The 15,579-nt window shown below is 73.3% G+C and carries 12 protein-coding genes; 5 read left to right on the top strand and 7 right to left on the bottom strand.

Translation table 11 applies throughout. From position 1 onward, the window contains the following. Positions 1-2 precede the first annotated feature (2 nt). The gene (locus OG559_RS03600; RefSeq protein WP_405112379.1) at positions 3-4,649 is read left to right on the top strand and encodes an ATP-dependent helicase; all 4,647 of its coding nucleotides are present in this window, start codon (positions 3-5) and stop codon (positions 4,647-4,649) included. On the opposite strand, the gene OG559_RS03605 is transcribed toward OG559_RS03600, so the two are convergent. Beyond that, positions 4,597-5,163 (bottom strand): Lrp/AsnC family transcriptional regulator, encoded by a 567-nt coding sequence (locus OG559_RS03605; RefSeq protein ID WP_405112382.1) that lies wholly within the window; start codon positions 5,161-5,163, stop codon positions 4,597-4,599. The genes OG559_RS03600 and OG559_RS03605 overlap by 53 nt on opposite strands. Positions 5,164-5,257: 94 nt before the next feature. On the opposite strand from OG559_RS03605, the gene OG559_RS03610 reads away from it, so the two are divergent. Continuing rightward, complete coding sequence (locus OG559_RS03610; RefSeq protein ID WP_405112385.1) at positions 5,258-6,088, top strand: arginase family protein; 831 nt, start codon at positions 5,258-5,260, stop codon at positions 6,086-6,088. A gap of 91 nt (positions 6,089-6,179) precedes the next feature. On the opposite strand, the gene OG559_RS03615 is transcribed toward OG559_RS03610, so the two are convergent. After that, entirely contained in the window at positions 6,180-6,578 is a 399-nt protein-coding gene (locus OG559_RS03615) for an ATP-binding protein (protein ID WP_405112388.1), read from the bottom strand. Between the two features lie 201 nt (positions 6,579-6,779). Between OG559_RS03615 and OG559_RS03620 the strand changes: the two genes are divergently transcribed. Further along, complete coding sequence (locus tag OG559_RS03620) at positions 6,780-7,145, top strand: STAS domain-containing protein (RefSeq protein WP_405112391.1); 366 nt, start codon at positions 6,780-6,782, stop codon at positions 7,143-7,145. On the opposite strand, the gene OG559_RS03625 is transcribed toward OG559_RS03620, so the two are convergent. The 5 genes from OG559_RS03625 to OG559_RS03645 all read right to left on the bottom strand — a co-directional run bounded on the left by OG559_RS03625 (position 7,146) and on the right by OG559_RS03645 (position 12,828). After that, complete coding sequence (locus tag OG559_RS03625) at positions 7,146-8,402, bottom strand: PP2C family protein-serine/threonine phosphatase (RefSeq protein ID WP_405112394.1); 1,257 nt, start codon at positions 8,400-8,402, stop codon at positions 7,146-7,148. A 164-nt stretch (positions 8,403-8,566) separates the two neighbouring features. Then, positions 8,567-9,721: a polysaccharide biosynthesis protein gene (locus tag OG559_RS03630; protein ID WP_405116353.1), complete on the bottom strand. Its 1,155-nt coding sequence runs from the start codon at positions 9,719-9,721 to the stop codon at positions 8,567-8,569. A 73-nt stretch (positions 9,722-9,794) separates the two neighbouring features. Further along, entirely contained in the window at positions 9,795-10,820 is a 1,026-nt protein-coding gene (locus OG559_RS03635) for an NAD-dependent epimerase/dehydratase family protein (protein WP_405112396.1), read from the bottom strand. A gap of 11 nt (positions 10,821-10,831) precedes the next feature. Next, positions 10,832-11,626, bottom strand: a complete 795-nt coding sequence (locus OG559_RS03640; RefSeq protein ID WP_405112399.1) for a glycosyltransferase family 2 protein — start codon at positions 11,624-11,626, stop codon at positions 10,832-10,834. Further along, complete coding sequence (locus OG559_RS03645) at positions 11,623-12,828, bottom strand: nucleotide sugar dehydrogenase (protein WP_405112402.1); 1,206 nt, start codon at positions 12,826-12,828, stop codon at positions 11,623-11,625. Before OG559_RS03645 ends, OG559_RS03640 begins: the two co-directional genes overlap by 4 nt. Before the next feature lie 113 nt (positions 12,829-12,941). Here OG559_RS03645 and OG559_RS03650 point away from each other — a divergent pair, with 113 nt between their 5' ends. Both OG559_RS03650 and OG559_RS03655 read left to right on the top strand, forming a co-directional pair. Then, on the top strand, positions 12,942-13,703 hold the full coding sequence (locus tag OG559_RS03650; protein WP_405112405.1) for an FkbM family methyltransferase: 762 nt from the start codon (positions 12,942-12,944) through the stop codon (positions 13,701-13,703). After that, the gene (locus OG559_RS03655; protein WP_405112408.1) at positions 13,700-15,577 is read left to right on the top strand and encodes a hypothetical protein; all 1,878 of its coding nucleotides are present in this window, start codon (positions 13,700-13,702) and stop codon (positions 15,575-15,577) included. The genes OG559_RS03650 and OG559_RS03655 overlap by 4 nt, the downstream gene beginning before the upstream one ends. Positions 15,578-15,579 lie beyond the last annotated feature (2 nt).

Here is a 15,579-nt window from a genome sequence, read left to right on the forward strand (position 1 = left end):
GGATGGATGTCCCACCTCCGGGGCAGGATGGGGGCGTGGCGGAGGTGACGGCCGGCTTCGGCGCGGCGGAGGCGCAACGGGTGCTCGCGGGCTTCGGCCCGGCGACCCGGGAATGGTTCGCCGCTGCCTTCGCCGCGCCCACCGCCGCCCAGGTCGGCGCCTGGCGTTCCGTGGCGGCGGGCCGAAACGCCCTGGTCGTCGCGCCCACCGGCTCCGGCAAGACCCTCGCGGCGTTCCTCTGGTCGCTGGACCGGCTCGCCGGGTCACCGCCACCGGCCGAGGCCCGGCAGCGCTGCCGGGTGCTCTACGTCAGCCCGCTCAAGGCGCTCGCCGTCGACGTCGAACGCAACCTGCGCGCCCCCCTCGCCGGCATCCGGCAGGCCGCCACCCGGCTGGGCGTGGCCCCGCCGGAGATCACCGTGGGGATGCGCACCGGAGACACCCCCGCCGACGAGCGGCGGGCCTTCGCCCGCACCCCACCGGACATCCTCATCACCACCCCCGAGTCGCTGTTCCTGCTGCTCACCTCCGCCGCGCGGGACTCGCTGCGCGGCGTGCAGACGGTCATCGTCGACGAGGTGCACGCGGTCGCCGGGTCCAAGCGCGGCGCACACCTCGCGCTCTCCCTGGAGCGCCTCGACGAGCTGCTGCCCGCCCCCGCCCAGCGGATCGGCCTGTCCGCCACCGTCCGGCCGGTCGACGCCTGCGCCCGGTTCCTCGGCGGGGCCCGCCCGGTCGACGTGGTGCAGCCGCCCAGCGCCAAGACCATCGAGGTGAGCGTCCAGGTCCCGGTGGAGGACATGACCCGCCTCGACGAGCGGGAACAGCCCCCCGACGACCTCGGCGGCCCCGGCCCGCGCCGGGCCTCGATCTGGCCGGCCGTGGAGGAGCGGGTCTTCTCCCTCGTCCGGGCGCACCGCTCGACGATCGTCTTCACCAACTCCCGGCGCAGCGCCGAGCGGCTCTGCGCCCGGCTCAACGAGCTGGCCGCCGAGGAGCTGTCCGCCGCCGCAGCCGGACCCGCCGCCGCCGCAGCCGCCCCCGCCGGACCCGCCCCCACCGGCCGGCCGCCCGCCGAGGTGATGGCCCAGTCCGGCGCGGCGGCCGGGGCGGCCCCGGTGATCGCCCGCGCCCACCACGGCAGCGTCTCCCGGGAGGAGCGCAAGCACATCGAGGAGGCGCTCAAGTCCGGCCAGCTCCCCGCCGTGGTGGCCACCTCCAGCCTGGAGCTGGGCATCGACATGGGCGCGGTCGACCTGGTGGTGCAGATCGAGGCCCCGCCCAGCGTCGCCGCCGGCCTGCAACGCGTCGGCCGGGCCGGGCACCAGGTCGGCGCGGTCTCCCGGGGCGTGGTCTTCCCGAAGCACCGGGGCGACCTCCTGTCCTGCGCGGTGGTCGCCGGGCGGATGGCCGACGGCGCGATCGAGGAGCTGCACCACCCGCGCAACCCCCTCGACGTGCTGGCCCAGCAGATCGTCGCGATGGTCGCGCTGGAGCCGTGGCGGGTCGGCGACCTGGCCGTCCTGGTCCGCCGGGCCGCGCCCTTCGCCGAGCTGCCCGACTCCGCGCTGCACGCCGTGCTGGACATGCTCTCCGGCCGGTACCCGTCGACCGCGTTCGCGGAGCTGCGGCCCAGGCTGGTCTGGGACCGGGCCGCCGACGTGCTCACCGGCCGGCCCGGCGCGCAGCGGCTCGCCGTCACCAGCGGCGGCACCATCCCCGACCGGGGCCTGTTCGGGGTCTTCCTCGCCGGCGCGGAGCGGGCCGCCCGGGTGGGCGAGCTGGACGAGGAGATGGTCTACGAGTCGCGCATCGGCGACGTGTTCCTGCTCGGCTCGTCCTCGTGGCGGATCGAGGAGATCACCCCCGACCGGGTGCTGGTGTCGCCCGCCCCCGGCCAGGCCGCGCGGATGCCGTTCTGGAAGGGCGACCAGCTCGGCCGCCCCGTGGAGCTGGGCCGGGCCATCGGCGCCCGGGTGCGCGCCCTGCTGCGCCACGGCGACGAGGCGGCCGTGGCCGCGCTGCGCGCCGGAGGGCTGGACGACTGGGCCGCCGGCAACCTGATGGCGTACCTGCGGGAGCAGCAGGCCGCCACCCGGTCCCTGCCGGACGACCGGACGGTGCTGGTCGAGCGGTTCCGCGACGAGCTGGGCGACTGGCAGCTCGCCGTGCACTCGGTGCTCGGGGCCCGGGTCAACGGCCCCTGGGCGCTGGCGATCGGCCGCCGGCTGGCCGAGCGGTACGGCGTCGACGCCCAGGTCATGCCGTCCGACGACGGGATCGTGGTGCGGCTGCCGGACACCGCCGAGGAGCCGCCCGGGGCCGACGTGGTGGTCTTCGAGCCCGACGAGATCACCCAGCTCGTCGAGGAGTCGGTCGGCACGTCCGCGCTGTTCGCGTCGCGGTTCCGCGAGTGCGCGGCCCGGTCGCTGCTGCTGCCCCGCCGCGACCCGCGCCGCCGGCAGCCGCTGTGGCAGCAGCGCCAGCGCGCCGCCCAGCTCCTCGACGTGGCCCGCGAGTACGCCGACTTCCCGGTCACCCTGGAGGCCGCCCGGGAGTGCCTCCAGGACGTCTTCGACCAGCCGGCGCTGGCCGGGCTGATGCGCGACCTGGCCGCCCGCAAGGTCCGCCTGGTGGAGGTGGAGACGACCCAGCCGTCGCCGTTCGCCCGGTCGCTTCTTTTCGGGTACGTCGGCGCGTTCCTCTACGAGGGCGACGCCCCCCTCGCCGAGCGGCGGGCCGCCGCCCTGGCGCTGGACTCGGCGCTGCTCGGCGAGCTGCTCGGCCGGGTCGACCTGCGCGAACTGCTCGACCCGGCGGTGCTCGCCGAGACCGAGCGGCAGTTGCGCTGGCGCACCGAGCAGCGCCGCCCCCGCGACGCCGAGGACGCCATCGAGCTGCTACGCACCCTCGGCGACCTGTCCGAGGCGGAGCTGGCCGAACGCGGCGCCCCGGTCGACTGGCTCACCGGGCTGGCGGCGGCCCGCCGGGTGCTGCGGTTGCGCATCGCCGGCGAGGACCGTTGGGTGATCGTCGAGGACGCCGCCCGGCTGCGCGACGCGCTGGGCGTGGCGCTGCCGGTCGGGGTGGCCGAGGCGCACCTCGCCCCGGTGACGGACCCGCTCGGCGACCTCGTCGCCCGGTACGCCCGCACCCACGGCCCGTTCGCCGCCGCCACCTGCGCGGCCCGGTTCGGGCTCGGGGTGTTCGTGGTGGAGCAGGCGCTGCGCCGGCTCGCCGCGACCGGGCGGGTGGTGTCCGGCGAGTTCGCCCCGGACAGCGTGGGCACCCAGTGGTGCGACGCCGAGGTGCTGCGGCTGCTGCGCCGCCGGTCCCTGGCCGCGCTGCGCCGGGAGATCGAGCCGGTGCCGCCCCGGGCCCTCGCCGCGTTCCTGCCCCGCTGGCAGCAGGTCGGGGCGTCGGCGCGGGGGGTGGAGGCGCTGGCCGCCGCCGTCGAGCAGTTGCAGGGCGCGGCGGTGCCGGCGTCCGCGCTGGAACGCCTGGTGCTGCCCGCCCGGGTCGCCGACTACTCCCCCGCCCAGCTCGACGAGCTGTGCGCCAGCGGCGAGGTGGTCTGGGCCGGGGCCGGGACGATCTCCGGCGGCGACGGCTGGGTCACCCTGGCCTACGCCGACTCCGCGCCGCTGCTGCTCCCCCCGCCCGACGACGCGTTGACCCGTACCCCGCTGCACGACGCCGTGCTGGACGCGCTCGCCGACGGGCAGGCGCTGTTCTTCCGGTCGCTGTCCGACCGGGTGGAGTCCACCGACGACGCGGCGCTGACCGCCGCGCTCTGGGACCTGGTGTGGGCCGGGCACCTCACCAACGACACCCTCGCCCCGCTGCGGGCGGCGCTCGGCGGCGGCGGGGCGCACCGGTCCCGGCCGACCGCCCCGCGCACCCGGTACCGCCGCCCCGGCCGGGTCGCGCTGCCCAGCCGCACCGGCCCGCCCACCGTCGCCGGCCGCTGGTCCCGGCTGCCGGAACGGGACCTGGACCCCACCCGACGGGCCGCCGCCCTGGCCGACGTGCTGCTGGAGCGGCACGGCGTGGTGACCCGGGGCGCGGTCGTCGCCGAGCAGGTCACCGGCGGCTTCGCCGCCGTGTACCCGGTGCTGTCGGCGTTGGAGGAGCGCGGCGCGGCCCGGCGGGGGTACTTCGTGGAGGGGCTGGGCGCGGCCCAGTTCGCGGTGCCCGGGGCGGTGGAGCGGATCCGCGCCCTCGCCGACCCGGCCGGGCCTGGCCGGGGCCGGAGCGAACCCGCCCTGGTGCTGGCCGCCACCGACCCCGCCAACCCGTACGGCGCGGCGCTGACCTGGCCCGAGCGCGTGGTCGACTCCGGCGACGGGGCGGCCCCGGCCACCGGGCACCGGGCCGGCCGCAAGGCGGGCGCGCTGGTCGTGCTGGTCGGCGGCGACCTGCTGCTCTACGTCGAGCGCGGCGGCCGGACGATCCTCTCCTTCGCCGACGACCCCGACGCCCTCTCGGCGGCCGGCAAGGCGCTGGCCGACGCGGTGCGCTCCGGCGCGCTCGGGGCGATCTCGGTGGAGCGGGCCGACGGGGAGGCGGTGGGCTCGTCCCCGCTGAGCGAGGCGCTCACCGCCGCCGGCTTCCGGGCGACTCCCCGCGGCCTGCGCCTACGCGGCTGACCACGCCCGCGGTGGTCGCCGCCGGGCGGTCCGCCCCATCGGCTGAGGGGCCACCCGTCAGCGAGTTGAACAGCAGGCTCGTCTGCGTGTCCAGGACCCCCGCGAGTCCACGGATTCTCTCCAGTGCGAGATCGAACTCCGACAGTGAGGCGGCGCGCAGCTGTAGGACCAGGTCCCAGGCCCCGATCGTGGAGAACAGCGTCTCGACCTCGGGGTAGCCCCGCACCGCCCGCACCACGTCCTGGCCACGGTTCGGTTCGATCCTGACCATCGTGACGCCCCGGATGGCGTCCCGGTCGACGTCGTTGCTCAATCGAACCGTGAACGCCTCGATCACCCCGGAGTCGCGGAGCCGCTCGATTCTGGTTGTCACCGTCGATCGGTTCACACCGAGGACCCGGGCCAGGACGGCGACCGGAGCGCGGCTGTCGTGGCGCAACTCTGAGATCAGTCGGTGATCGAGATCATCCAGCACGCAGATCGTCCCCTCCCTCTGGGCAATCTGCTGGAACATGCAGCAGATTGCGTGCTACTTGCTCATTGTGTCACCACTTCGACTGCTCCTACGGTCAGATCGTCACTGCCAGCTCTTGTGAAAGCGAGAACCCGTGTCCGCTTCCAACACCTCGGGACCGGCGATCACCCACTTCGCGGCCCGCGCCGGCGACCACAATGACCACGCCATGCAGGGATCGGGCATGATCGCAGCCGAACTCGCAGCTCGCCTGGGGTCAGCGCCGGTCGTCATCGGGTCGCCCCAGCCCGCACTGTGCGCGAACTGGGACGAGGAACTGGCCGCAGCCCGACCGGCGCTCCACGCCATGTCAGCGCACTTCGACGAGCTGTTCCGCGACGGCGCTCTTCCCGTCACGGCGCTGAGCCGCTGCGCGGTCGCCCTGGCCACGCTCCCGGTCGTCGCCAGGCACCGTCCGGATGCGGTGGTCGTCTGGTTCGACGCGCACGCAGACCTCAACACACCCCAGAGCACCACCACTGGTTACCTCGGAGGCCTCGCCCTCAGTGGCCCGCTCGGAATGTGGGACTCCGGTCTGGGACAGGGACTGAAACCAGAAAACGCGATCCTCTGTGGGGTACGCGACGTCGACCCGGCCGAACAGCCCTTGATCGATGACGGCGTGATCACGCTGGTCGGGGTCGGCCCAGACCTGGCGGAGAGGTTGAGGGCCGCGATCGCCGGCCGGCCGGTCTACGTACACATCGATTGCGACGTCCTCGAACCCGGCACAGTGCCCACCGACTACCTCGTGCCCGGCGGCCTCACACTCAGCGACCTCAGATCCGCCGCGCTCGCCATGAGCGAGTTCGACGTCGTCGGGCTGGAGATCGGCGAGTTCGAGGCCGGGAAAGACCTCAATGGCGTCCCGATCCACCCCGGTCCGCTTCTGGACGCCCTTCAGCCGCTACTCCACCTGGGCTGACGCCCTGACGCACCACGAGATCCGCCCAGAACCACCCGCCGCGTCTCCGAAGGAGGAAGCCTACGGAGGGTGGTGACGCGGCTTTCGTACATCAATCGAGGTTCTTGGTGATGCGTAGCAGCACCTGGTCCGGTGGCCCGGCGACGAAGGCGGCCGTGTCGGCGAGTGCGGCGATCAAGGGCAGTCCACGGCCGCCGACGGTGAGCGGGGCGGGGAGTTCAGCGTCGAGCCCGGCGCCATCGGGGGTACTGCCGCTGTTGCCGACCTTGAGCAGGCACACGTCGTCTTCGATGACGATGGTGAGGTCGACGGCGCTGTCGGAATCGCCGTGTATCACCGCGTTGGCACATGCCTCGGTGATCAGCACGGCGAGGTGACCACGAGAGTCCTCGGCTGCGTCGGTGAGGCTCAGCAGGGCGGCGAGCACATGGCGGGCACGGGTCACCGAGGATGGTTGACGCGGGAGTGACAGCGCCATACTCAACCGCATTGCGTAGCTCCTCCCGGCCCGTGCGTGACCCGCCGGACCACTGCGTCACACCCTAAGGCGGGATGCTCCGGCTGCGATCACCACTACCCGGGGTCGCCGAGGTGAAACGGTCAGGGTGTCGGTTCGACCTACGCCGGCCAGGCGGCGGTTCGCCCGCTGACGGATAGGGTAAGCGAGGATCATCGGCGCGGGGAGGTCGTTGTGAGTCTGCTGTTGTCGGTCCGGCCGGGCCGGGGTTGCACCGTGCTCGAGGTGGGCGGCGAGCTGGACATGGCGACGTCCCCGCAGTTGCGCGAGAGTCTGCAACGGTTGGTTGACGCCGGTGACCGCCAGGTGGTGGTGGATCTGGCCGGGGTGGGGTTCATGGACTCCAGCGGGCTGGGCGCACTGGTGATGATGTTCAAGGCAATGCGTGACCTCGACGGTCGGTTGAGCCTCGCCGCGGTGCAGCCCGCCGTGCACAACGTCCTGACGGTCACCTCGGTGGACAGAGCTATCCAGGTCTACGACAGTGTGCAGGCGGCCGAAGCCTGCGTGCCGTCCACGGACGACGCGACAGGCCGGTAGTCAGCCGGGCAGCGCGGTGCTGGCCCGCTCCTGGTCGGCGCCGGCGCTGGTACGCCGGTCCTCACTGTGCCCGCTGTGCCAGTCGAGGATGAACAGGGTGGCATCGTCGGCCAGGGTCAGACCGCTCACCTCGAGCACGGCATCGGCCAACGCCCGGACAGCCTCGCGCGGATGCAGACCGGTGATCGACCGCAACATGGTCGGTAGATCCAGGTTGGCGGCGTTGCGCTCCCGCATGCCATCGGTGACCACCACCAGACGGTCGCCGGGTCGCAGCGTGATCTCGCCGGCGCGGTAATCGGCCTCGGCGAACATACCCAGGGGGAAGTTGGCCGGTAGCGACAGCGCCCGGGTGTCCCCGTCGCGTACCAGCAGCGGCGGCACGTGCCCTGCGTTGAGCAGCGCGCACACCCCGGTGCGCAGGTCGATACGGCCGAGGACCGCGGTCATGTAGCTGCCGGGCACACCGGCGTGTTCGGCCACGTCGGTATTCGCGGCCTCGGCCTGCTCCACCAGGCCAACCCCGCGACGGCGGCTGTTGCGCAGGCTGCCCACGCCCAGGGTGGCCGTCAGCGCGCTGGCCACCCCGTGGCCCATCGCGTCGGTGACGCTGAAGTGCAGCACGTCCCGGGCAAGGCTGTAGTCGAAGGTGTCCCCGCCGATGCTGGCGGCGGGTTCGAGCCAGCCGGACAGGGTGAACGCACTACCCTCACACGTGAACGAGCCGGGCAGCAGGCGGCGCTGGATCTCCCCGGACAGGGTGAAGGGGGTCGTGCGTTGCCCCCACTCGAAAAGGTCGGTGTACCGCCGGTTGGCAATCACCACGTACGCCAGCACGTGCGCCGTGCGGCCGATCTCCTCCAGCGCCTGCGGAGCGGGCTCGTCCGGCAGGATCATCTCGAGCAGGCCGATCGCCTCACCGCGATCGGTCACCGGCGTCAACACCGTCCACCTGTCGGGCTGCGCGACAACCTGCACCGTCTGGGTGCGTAGCGCCTGCTCGGCGGGGCCGCCGTCGAACGGCAGCACCGTGGCGACCTCAGCACCGTCCCGGCGGCCCTCACCGGCGTCGTCGAGCGGCACGTGGGCCAACCGGACCAGCGCCCGACCACTGAGATCCGCGATCAGGAACGCGACGCTACGTGCCCGCAGCGCCACACCGAGTTCCCGGGTGACCGCCTCGACCGCCTCGACCGGCGAGGCGTTCTCCGCCGCATCCAACATATGGGCCATGATCCGCCCCCGGCTGCTTTCCACTCTCGGAGCCTACGAGACCCGGCCTGTCATCGCCGAGCACGAGGATCGTCACCGCAGCGTCGACAGCCCCGACCAGGTCCAAATCCAGGGCCTGTGGATGGGTCCGGCCCCATCATACGGTCCGCCTCTCGGTCGATGACTCGCCCTGGTGCGGAGGGCGCCGGTCACGGCACCGGCTGCGCGCCACCCCGGCGGGTCGCGAGCGCGGTGAGTGCGAGCGCCACCGCTGCCGTGCCGACCGCGCACCACAGGATCGCCGTGAAGGTGTGCGGCACCACCCACTCGGCAACCACGATCAGCCCGACCGTCGCCGCCCACAACGGCGCCGACGGCCACCGCGCGCCCGCCGCCACCTGGGCGTTGACCAGCACGAACACCAGCGCGTACAGGGCGCCGGTGGCGGCGAAGAGCGGCGCGTGGCGGCCGAGGCCGACGTAGCCGGCGCCGCCCGCCAGGCGGAACGCGAGCCCACCGGCGAGCGCCGACGCCGCCACCAGCGACGCGCCGCAGCCGGCGACCAGCCCGGCGGCGATCATGAGCGCCCGCCGGCTGCCCTGCGCCAGGCGCGGGAGCGCCAGCACCGTGACCACCTGCGGTGCCCACAGCGCCCCCTTGGTGAGCACGGCCCCGACCGCGTACCCGCCCGAGGCGTCCGCGGGCAGCAGGTGGCGGGCCAGGATCAGGTCGGCGTACGAGACGACGAGCATCGCGAGCGTCGCCGAGCAGGCGGTGAGGACCTGACGGGCGGTGACGCCGTGCCCGCCCGACGCGTCGACCCGCGAACGGGCCAGGTGTGCCAGGACCGGCGGGATCAGCAGCGCGACGGCCGTACCCGCCAGGACCGACCCGGTCAGGCCGGCGCCGAGCAGCAGGCCGGCGATCAGGCCGGCGTACCGGCCGACGGCCAGCACCGCCATGCCGAGTGCCAGGCGCAGGAAGCGCTCGTCACCCTGCAACTCGCCCAGCCACCTGCCGGCCACCACCACGGCGCCGGTGTAGACCGCGAGCAGCAGCGTCACGGCCGACGGAAGGTCCAACAGCGCGCTCAGGACCGGCGTCAGGACGACCATGGCGCCGGCACAGACGGCCGCGGTCAGCCAGCCGATCCGGCCGCTCGCCGCGCCGCGCGTGCGGGCCCGGTGGATCGCGACCGCGATCTGCAGCCCCACCCCGGGAACGCCGGCGATCGCCGCGATCGCCAGGACGGTGGCCAGCGCGCCCAGGTCACCGGGGCCGAACTGCCGGGCACCGAGGACGGGCACGAGGTAGCCGAGGCCGTTGGTCAGCGCGCCCGCCACGGCCACCGCCGCCCCGGACATGCCGATCCGCCGCCGGGCGGACGTCGTCACGGTCACGGCACCAGCCGCCGGAGGGAGGGTGGCTCGGCGCGGTTCAGAGGCGGCCGTCGTGCACGGCCCGGGTCACCCACGGGATCACCTCGTCGAGCATGGCGTCGAGGCCGGTCGTCGCGGTGAAGCCGAGCACCTCGCGGGCCTTGGCGACGTCCGGCACCCGCTTGGTCACGTCGTGCTCGAACGGCTCGTCGCTGACGTGGCGGAACGGCACGTCCGGGCCCTTGATCTTGCGCCAGATCAGCTCGGCCAGCTCCAGCACCGTGGTCGAGTCGGCGGTCGAGAGGTTGAAGTCCTCGTTGCGCGCCGCCTCGTGCTCGATGGCCACCGCGATCCCGCGCGCCAGGTCGCCGCCGTAGGTGTAGTGGCGCACCTGCTCGCCGGTGCCGAGGATGCGCAGCGGGTCCTGCCCCTTGACGATCTTCTGCACCAGGTCGGGGACCACATGCGACATCGCCAGCTTGACGTTGCCGGACAGCACCTCCGCCTCGCCGAGCGCGCGCCCCTCGCCGACCCCGACACAGTTGAACGGCCGCACGATCGTGTACGGCAGCCGGTACTGGTCCCAGGCCGCCCGCGCGTAGTACTCGACCGCCAGCTTCTGGAAGCCGTACGAGGACAGCGGCGGCGGGACCCGCCGCTCGTCGCCCTCCCGGCTCGGCCAGCGGTCGGTCGACTCGTACACCATCGACGACGAGATGTAGGTGACCTTGCGCAGCCGGCCGGCCCGGTGCGCCGCGATCGCCGCGTCGCAGGACGCCGCCATGATCCGCTCGTTGGTGGCGAGGAGGTCGTACGCGTACGCGTGGAAGTAGGAGATCCCGCCGATCATCGCGGCACCGGCGACGAAGTGGTCGCAGCCGGCGAGCAGGTCGGCGAGGAGCGCGGCGTCGCGTGCGTCGCCCTCGACGAACCGGTAGCGGGGATGGTCGTCGTAGCTGTGCGCCACCGGGCCGTACTTCGAGTGGTTGTCGAGCCCCACCACCTCGTGCCCGCGGCCGAGCAGCTCCTCCACCAGGTATCCGCCGATGAACCCCGCCGAGCCGGTGACCAACACCGTCGCCATCCGTACCTCCTCTACCGCGCCACGTCGGCGTCGGTCGCCACGTCCGGCGCGGGCGTGGCCGGCGCCGGACGCCGCGCCTCCCACCGCGCTGCGAGCTGCTGCGCGGTCAGCCGCCGGCCGAACGCGAAAAAATACCAGCGCAGATAGCTGGGCAGGAACCGCCCCAGGTCGAAGTGCGACTCGCCGAGCTGCCGATCCAGCCAGATCGTCGGAATCTCGGCGACCGGGCGGCGCAGCCGGGTCGCCTTCGCGGTCAGCTCGATGCCGATCTCGAACCCGGTCCGGGACTCGATGCCGACCTCGCGGACGAAGTCGGTGTCGTACGCCTTGAAGCTGTTGGTCGCGTCGCGGGTGCCGACCCTCGCCAGCAGCCACAGGGTGCGCCCGGCCCACCGGGAGGCCATCCGCTTGAATCGCGGCCCGCCGACCTGCTGCCCACCGGGCATGTAGCGGGACGCGGCGGCGACCACCACACCACGGTCGACGAGCCGGGCCAGGTCGTCGATCTGCCGTGGGTCGTCACAGCCGTCGGCCATCGTCACCACGGCGACCGGCGCTCGCGCCGCGTCGATGCCGAACCGGATCGCGTTGGCCGGCCCGCGCCCGTACGTGTTGAGCACCGGGCGGACGCGCGGGTCGCGGCGGGCGACCTCCCGGGCGTACGGGACGGTGGTGTCCTCCGGCATGTCGTGCACGATGAGCACCTCGGCCGGCAGCAGCACCTCACGCAGGATGCGGTCGAGACAGCGGACGACGTCCGCGCCCTCGTTGTAGACCGGGATGACCACCGTGACCCGGGGCGTCACACCCGCACGCCCCGTCCGGTCAGGCCCCACATGTCAATCAGCGGCTTGTCGGTGTCGAGGTCGGCGTAGTCGGCGTGCGGTGCGGCGATCACCAGCAGGTCGGCGCGCCTGAGCACCTCGTCGAGCGGGAGGATCCGGTCGTCGGCCACGTACGGGTCGGTGCACAGGGTCTCCCCCGCCTTGAGCCTGAGGATCTTGCGCAGCTTGTACGCCAGGCTGCTGCGGGAGTCGTCGCTGCCGCCCTTGAACGCCATGCCCAGGATGCCGACGGTCATCGTGGCGAGGTCGAACCGGTCCTCCAGCCGGGAGACCAGGTACAGCGGCAGGCCCTCATTGATCAACATCGCCGAGTGGCCGAGCACGAAGTTGTTCCGGTTGAACGCGGCCAGCTGCATGGTGTCCTTGAGCAGACACGGCCCGGCGGCGAAGCCGGGCATCGGCAGGTCGGCCGCGCGCGGGTAGTCGAACGCGACGGCGTGCCGGATGCGGGCGAAGTCGAGGCCGAAGTCGTTGGCCATCATCCAGAACTGGTTGGCGGTCGCGAACTTCACGTACCGCCAGGTGTTGGTGAACAGCTTCGCGAGCTCGGCCTCCTCCGGCTCCAACGCGACGATCGAGTCGGTGAGCCGGCGGAAGAGCAGCTCCGCCCGTTCCATGGCGCGCGGCGTCCGAGCCGCGACGATCTGCGGCAGGGTGAACAGCTCGGTCATCGCCCGGCCCTCGGCGATCCGCTCCGGGCAGAACGCCACGTCGACCGTGAGGCCCCTGCTCGCCAGCAACTTCTCCGTCAGGGCCGTCACGCCCGGGTAGACCGTGCTGCGCAGGACCACCAACTGCCCGTCGTGCAGGTGCTCGGCGCAGCGTTCCAGCGCCCGGGGCACCGCGCTGAGGTCGGGGTTGAGGTGTTCGTCGACCGGGGTGCCGACGACCACGACCAGGGTGTCGGCCAGACCGACGCTCGTCGCCTCGGTGCTCGCGCGCAGCCGGCCGGCGGCCAGCGCCTCGGTCAGCGGCTCCGCGGCGCCCTCCTCGGCGAAGGGCAGCGAACCGGAGTTGACCCGGTCGACCGCGGCGGCGTCGATGTCGTACAGCACGACGCTCAGGCCGCGGGAGGCCAGCGCGATGCCCAGCGGCAGGCCGACCCGGCCGCAGCCGCCCACGACGCACACATCGACCGCCGCCGCACCGTCCGCCTGTGTCATCGCCGCATCCTCCCGCCGGCCCGGCACGGAAATCGCCCGCCGGCCAGTGCAGGTTACTGGCGAGGAAACCTCGGGTCTACCCATCCGTAGGTAAGGGACTAAGGTTCCACACCATGGCCAGCACGCTGTCCACGGAACTGAGCTCGCGGTTCGCCGCCAGGCTGCCGGCCCGCGCCGTCGGGGCCGCCGTTCGGCTCGCCTATCCGCGGGTCGAACCGGAGCTCGCCCGGCTGCCCTCCTACGCGCCGCGCGGCGGCACCGCCGTGGACATCGGCGCCTGGTACGGGCCGTGGACCCGCGGCCTGCGGCGGCTGGCCGACCGGGTCGTGGCGGTGGAACCGGCCGCCGAGCTGGCGCGGTGCGTGGCCGCCGCCTACCCGGACGTGCGGGTCGTCGAGGCGGTGGCCTCCGACCGGCCGGGTAAGGCGGAGCTGTTCGTTCCCGCCGGTGGTCCCGGCATCGGCACCTCGTCCGTGGAGCATGGCGACGGCCCGTCGGTCACCGTCGACCGGATCACAGTGGACGGTCTCGGGCTCACCGACGTGCGGTTCGTCAAGCTCGACGTCGAGGGCCACGAGCTGCCGGCGCTACGCGGCGCCGAGCGCACCATCCGGCGGGACGGCCCGCTTCTGCTCATCGAGCTGGAGGAGCGGATCCAGCCGATCGACCCGGTGCTCGCGCTGCTCGACGGGTGGGGCTACCGGCCGCACGTCATGCCAGAGGACCGCTGGGTGCCGCTGGCCGGCTTCGACCTGGTCGCGCACCAGCGGGCGGCGGTCGGCCGGGTGGCGCAGAGCTTCGCCCGACGGGTCGTCGACCCGCGGCCGCGTTACGTCAACATGGTCCTGTTCCGACGCGAGGAGCCGCCCCGATGACGAAGCCTGGCAGCACGGCCGAGCAGGGCAACACGGCCTCGCCGAACACCACGGCCGCCAGGCCCGTCGACCCGATCCACCTCGCCGCCGTCGTGCTGATCACCGCGAGCGTGCTCTGGCGGGCGTCGATCACCACGCGTGGGTACCTCACCAGCGACGACTTCCCGATCATCGGCCAGGCCGACGCCGGTGGCCTGGATCCGGGGCACCTGTTCGGGCTCTACAACAACCACTTCATGCCGGCCGCCCGGCTGCTCACCTGGGTCACCCACCGGCTGACCGAGTACGAGTACTGGCCGTACGCCACGCTCATGGTGATCGGTCAGGTGGCCGTCAGCGTCGCCTTCTACCGGCTGCTGCGCCTCCTGCTCCCGGCGGGCTGGGCGTTGCTGGTGCCGCTGTGCCTGTTCGTGTTCAACCCGCTGACGTTGGAGGACAGCGCGTGGTGGGCGGTGGCGATCAATCTGCTGCCGATGCAGCTGGCCATGATCGTGGCCATCGGGGCCCAGGTGCGTTACATCCGTACCCGCCGGCGCCGCCACCTGGTCACGCTCGGCACGTCGGTCGTCGTCGCCCTGCTCTTCTTCGAGAAGGCGCTGCTGGTGGTCGCGGCGGTCTTCCTGCTGACGCTCTGCCTCTACGCACCGGGCGGGCCGCTGCGGGCGGTGGTGACAACGATCCGCCGCTGGTGGCCCGCCTGGCTGGTGCTCGGCGGGATCTCCGTGGTGTACCTGGCCGGCTACCTGTCGGTGTCGACGTCGACGCTACGCGCGCCGATCTCGGCGGGTGAGGTGGGCGCGTTCCTCCAGCAGTTCTACGGGCAGTCCCTCCCCGCCGGCCTGGTGGGCGGCCCGTGGACCTGGCTCGACGCCTCGGACGGCCCCGCCGTCGTCGCCCTGACCCGGACCGCCCAGTGGGTCTCGTGGGCGATCGTGGCAGCGTTCATCGGTTGCACGGTGTGGCTGCGCCGCGTGGTGGCGGTCCGGGCGTGGATCCTGCTGGCGCTCTACTCCGGACTGGGCGCCGGGCTGATCGGCGCCACCCGGCTCGGGTCCGGGTTCAGCGGGGTGGCCGGCCTGGTGCCGCGCTACTTCGGCGACGTGCTGCTGGTCGCGGCCCTCTGCGCCGGCGTGGCGCTCTGCGGCCTGCGCCGGGCGGAGCCCGTCGACGCCACGGAGCCCGTCGACGCCACAGAGCCGGGGCCGGTCCGCCGGCACCCCCAGCAGTTCGCCACCGCGCTCGCCGCCGGCCTGGTCCTGCTGATCGCCAGCAGCGTCTACAGCGGCGTCGACTTCGGCACCGACTGGCGGTCCAAGGCCGGGCGCGACTACCTGAACACGGCCCGCGCCGGCCTGGCCACCGCCGAGCCGGGAACCGTGTTCATGGACCAGCCGGTGCCCGACGCGGTGGTCCCCGGGTTGTCCAACCCGTGGAACATGCAGTCGCGGTTCTTCGCGCCGCTCGACGACGAACCGGTCTTCGTGACCAGGGCCCGCAAGCTGTGGGTCTTCGACTCCTCCGGCCACGTCCGCCCGGCCTGGGTCAAGGGCGTCAAGGCCGCACCCGGTTCCGCGCCGGGCTGCGGCTACCAGGTCACGGGTGGCCGGACGGCGCGGATCCCGCTGAAGGCCACGGTCGTCGACTACTGGCAGGCGGTGCGGATCGGGTACATCAGCGACCGGGACACCACCGCCACGTTCCGGCTCGGCGACGGCGAGTTGGTGCCGTTCGACGTGCACCGCGGGCTCAACGCGATGTTCCTGCTCGTGTCCGGTGGCGGCGACGAGGTCCAGCTCGCGGTCGACGACCCGGCGGCCACCTTCTGCACCGACGAGATCGAGATCGGCGCGCTGGTGCCACAGCCGGTCGGGTAGCC

The sequence above is a fragment of the Micromonospora sp. NBC_01405 genome, from assembly GCF_045040155.1.
Classification (GTDB): domain Bacteria; phylum Actinomycetota; class Actinomycetes; order Mycobacteriales; family Micromonosporaceae; genus Micromonospora.

Excerpts from the sequence above, each read along its gene's own strand:
- OG559_RS03600 (WP_405112379.1), top strand. The coding sequence starts at position 3 with ATGGATGTCCCACCTCCGGGGCAGGATGGGGGCGTGGCGGAGGTGACG.
- OG559_RS03605 (WP_405112382.1), bottom strand. The coding sequence starts at position 5,163 with ATGTTCCAGCAGATTGCCCAGAGGGAGGGGACGATCTGCGTGCTGGAT.
- OG559_RS03615 (WP_405112388.1), bottom strand. The coding sequence starts at position 6,578 with ATGCGGTTGAGTATGGCGCTGTCACTCCCGCGTCAACCATCCTCGGTG.
- OG559_RS03630 (WP_405116353.1), bottom strand. The coding sequence starts at position 9,721 with ATGTCCGGGGCGGCGGTGGCCGTGGCGGGCGCGCTGACCAACGGCCTC.
- OG559_RS03635 (WP_405112396.1), bottom strand. The coding sequence starts at position 10,820 with ATGGCGACGGTGTTGGTCACCGGCTCGGCGGGGTTCATCGGCGGATAC.
- OG559_RS03645 (WP_405112402.1), bottom strand. The coding sequence starts at position 12,828 with ATGACACAGGCGGACGGTGCGGCGGCGGTCGATGTGTGCGTCGTGGGC.
- OG559_RS03650 (WP_405112405.1), top strand. The coding sequence starts at position 12,942 with ATGGCCAGCACGCTGTCCACGGAACTGAGCTCGCGGTTCGCCGCCAGG.
- OG559_RS03655 (WP_405112408.1), top strand. The coding sequence starts at position 13,700 with ATGACGAAGCCTGGCAGCACGGCCGAGCAGGGCAACACGGCCTCGCCG.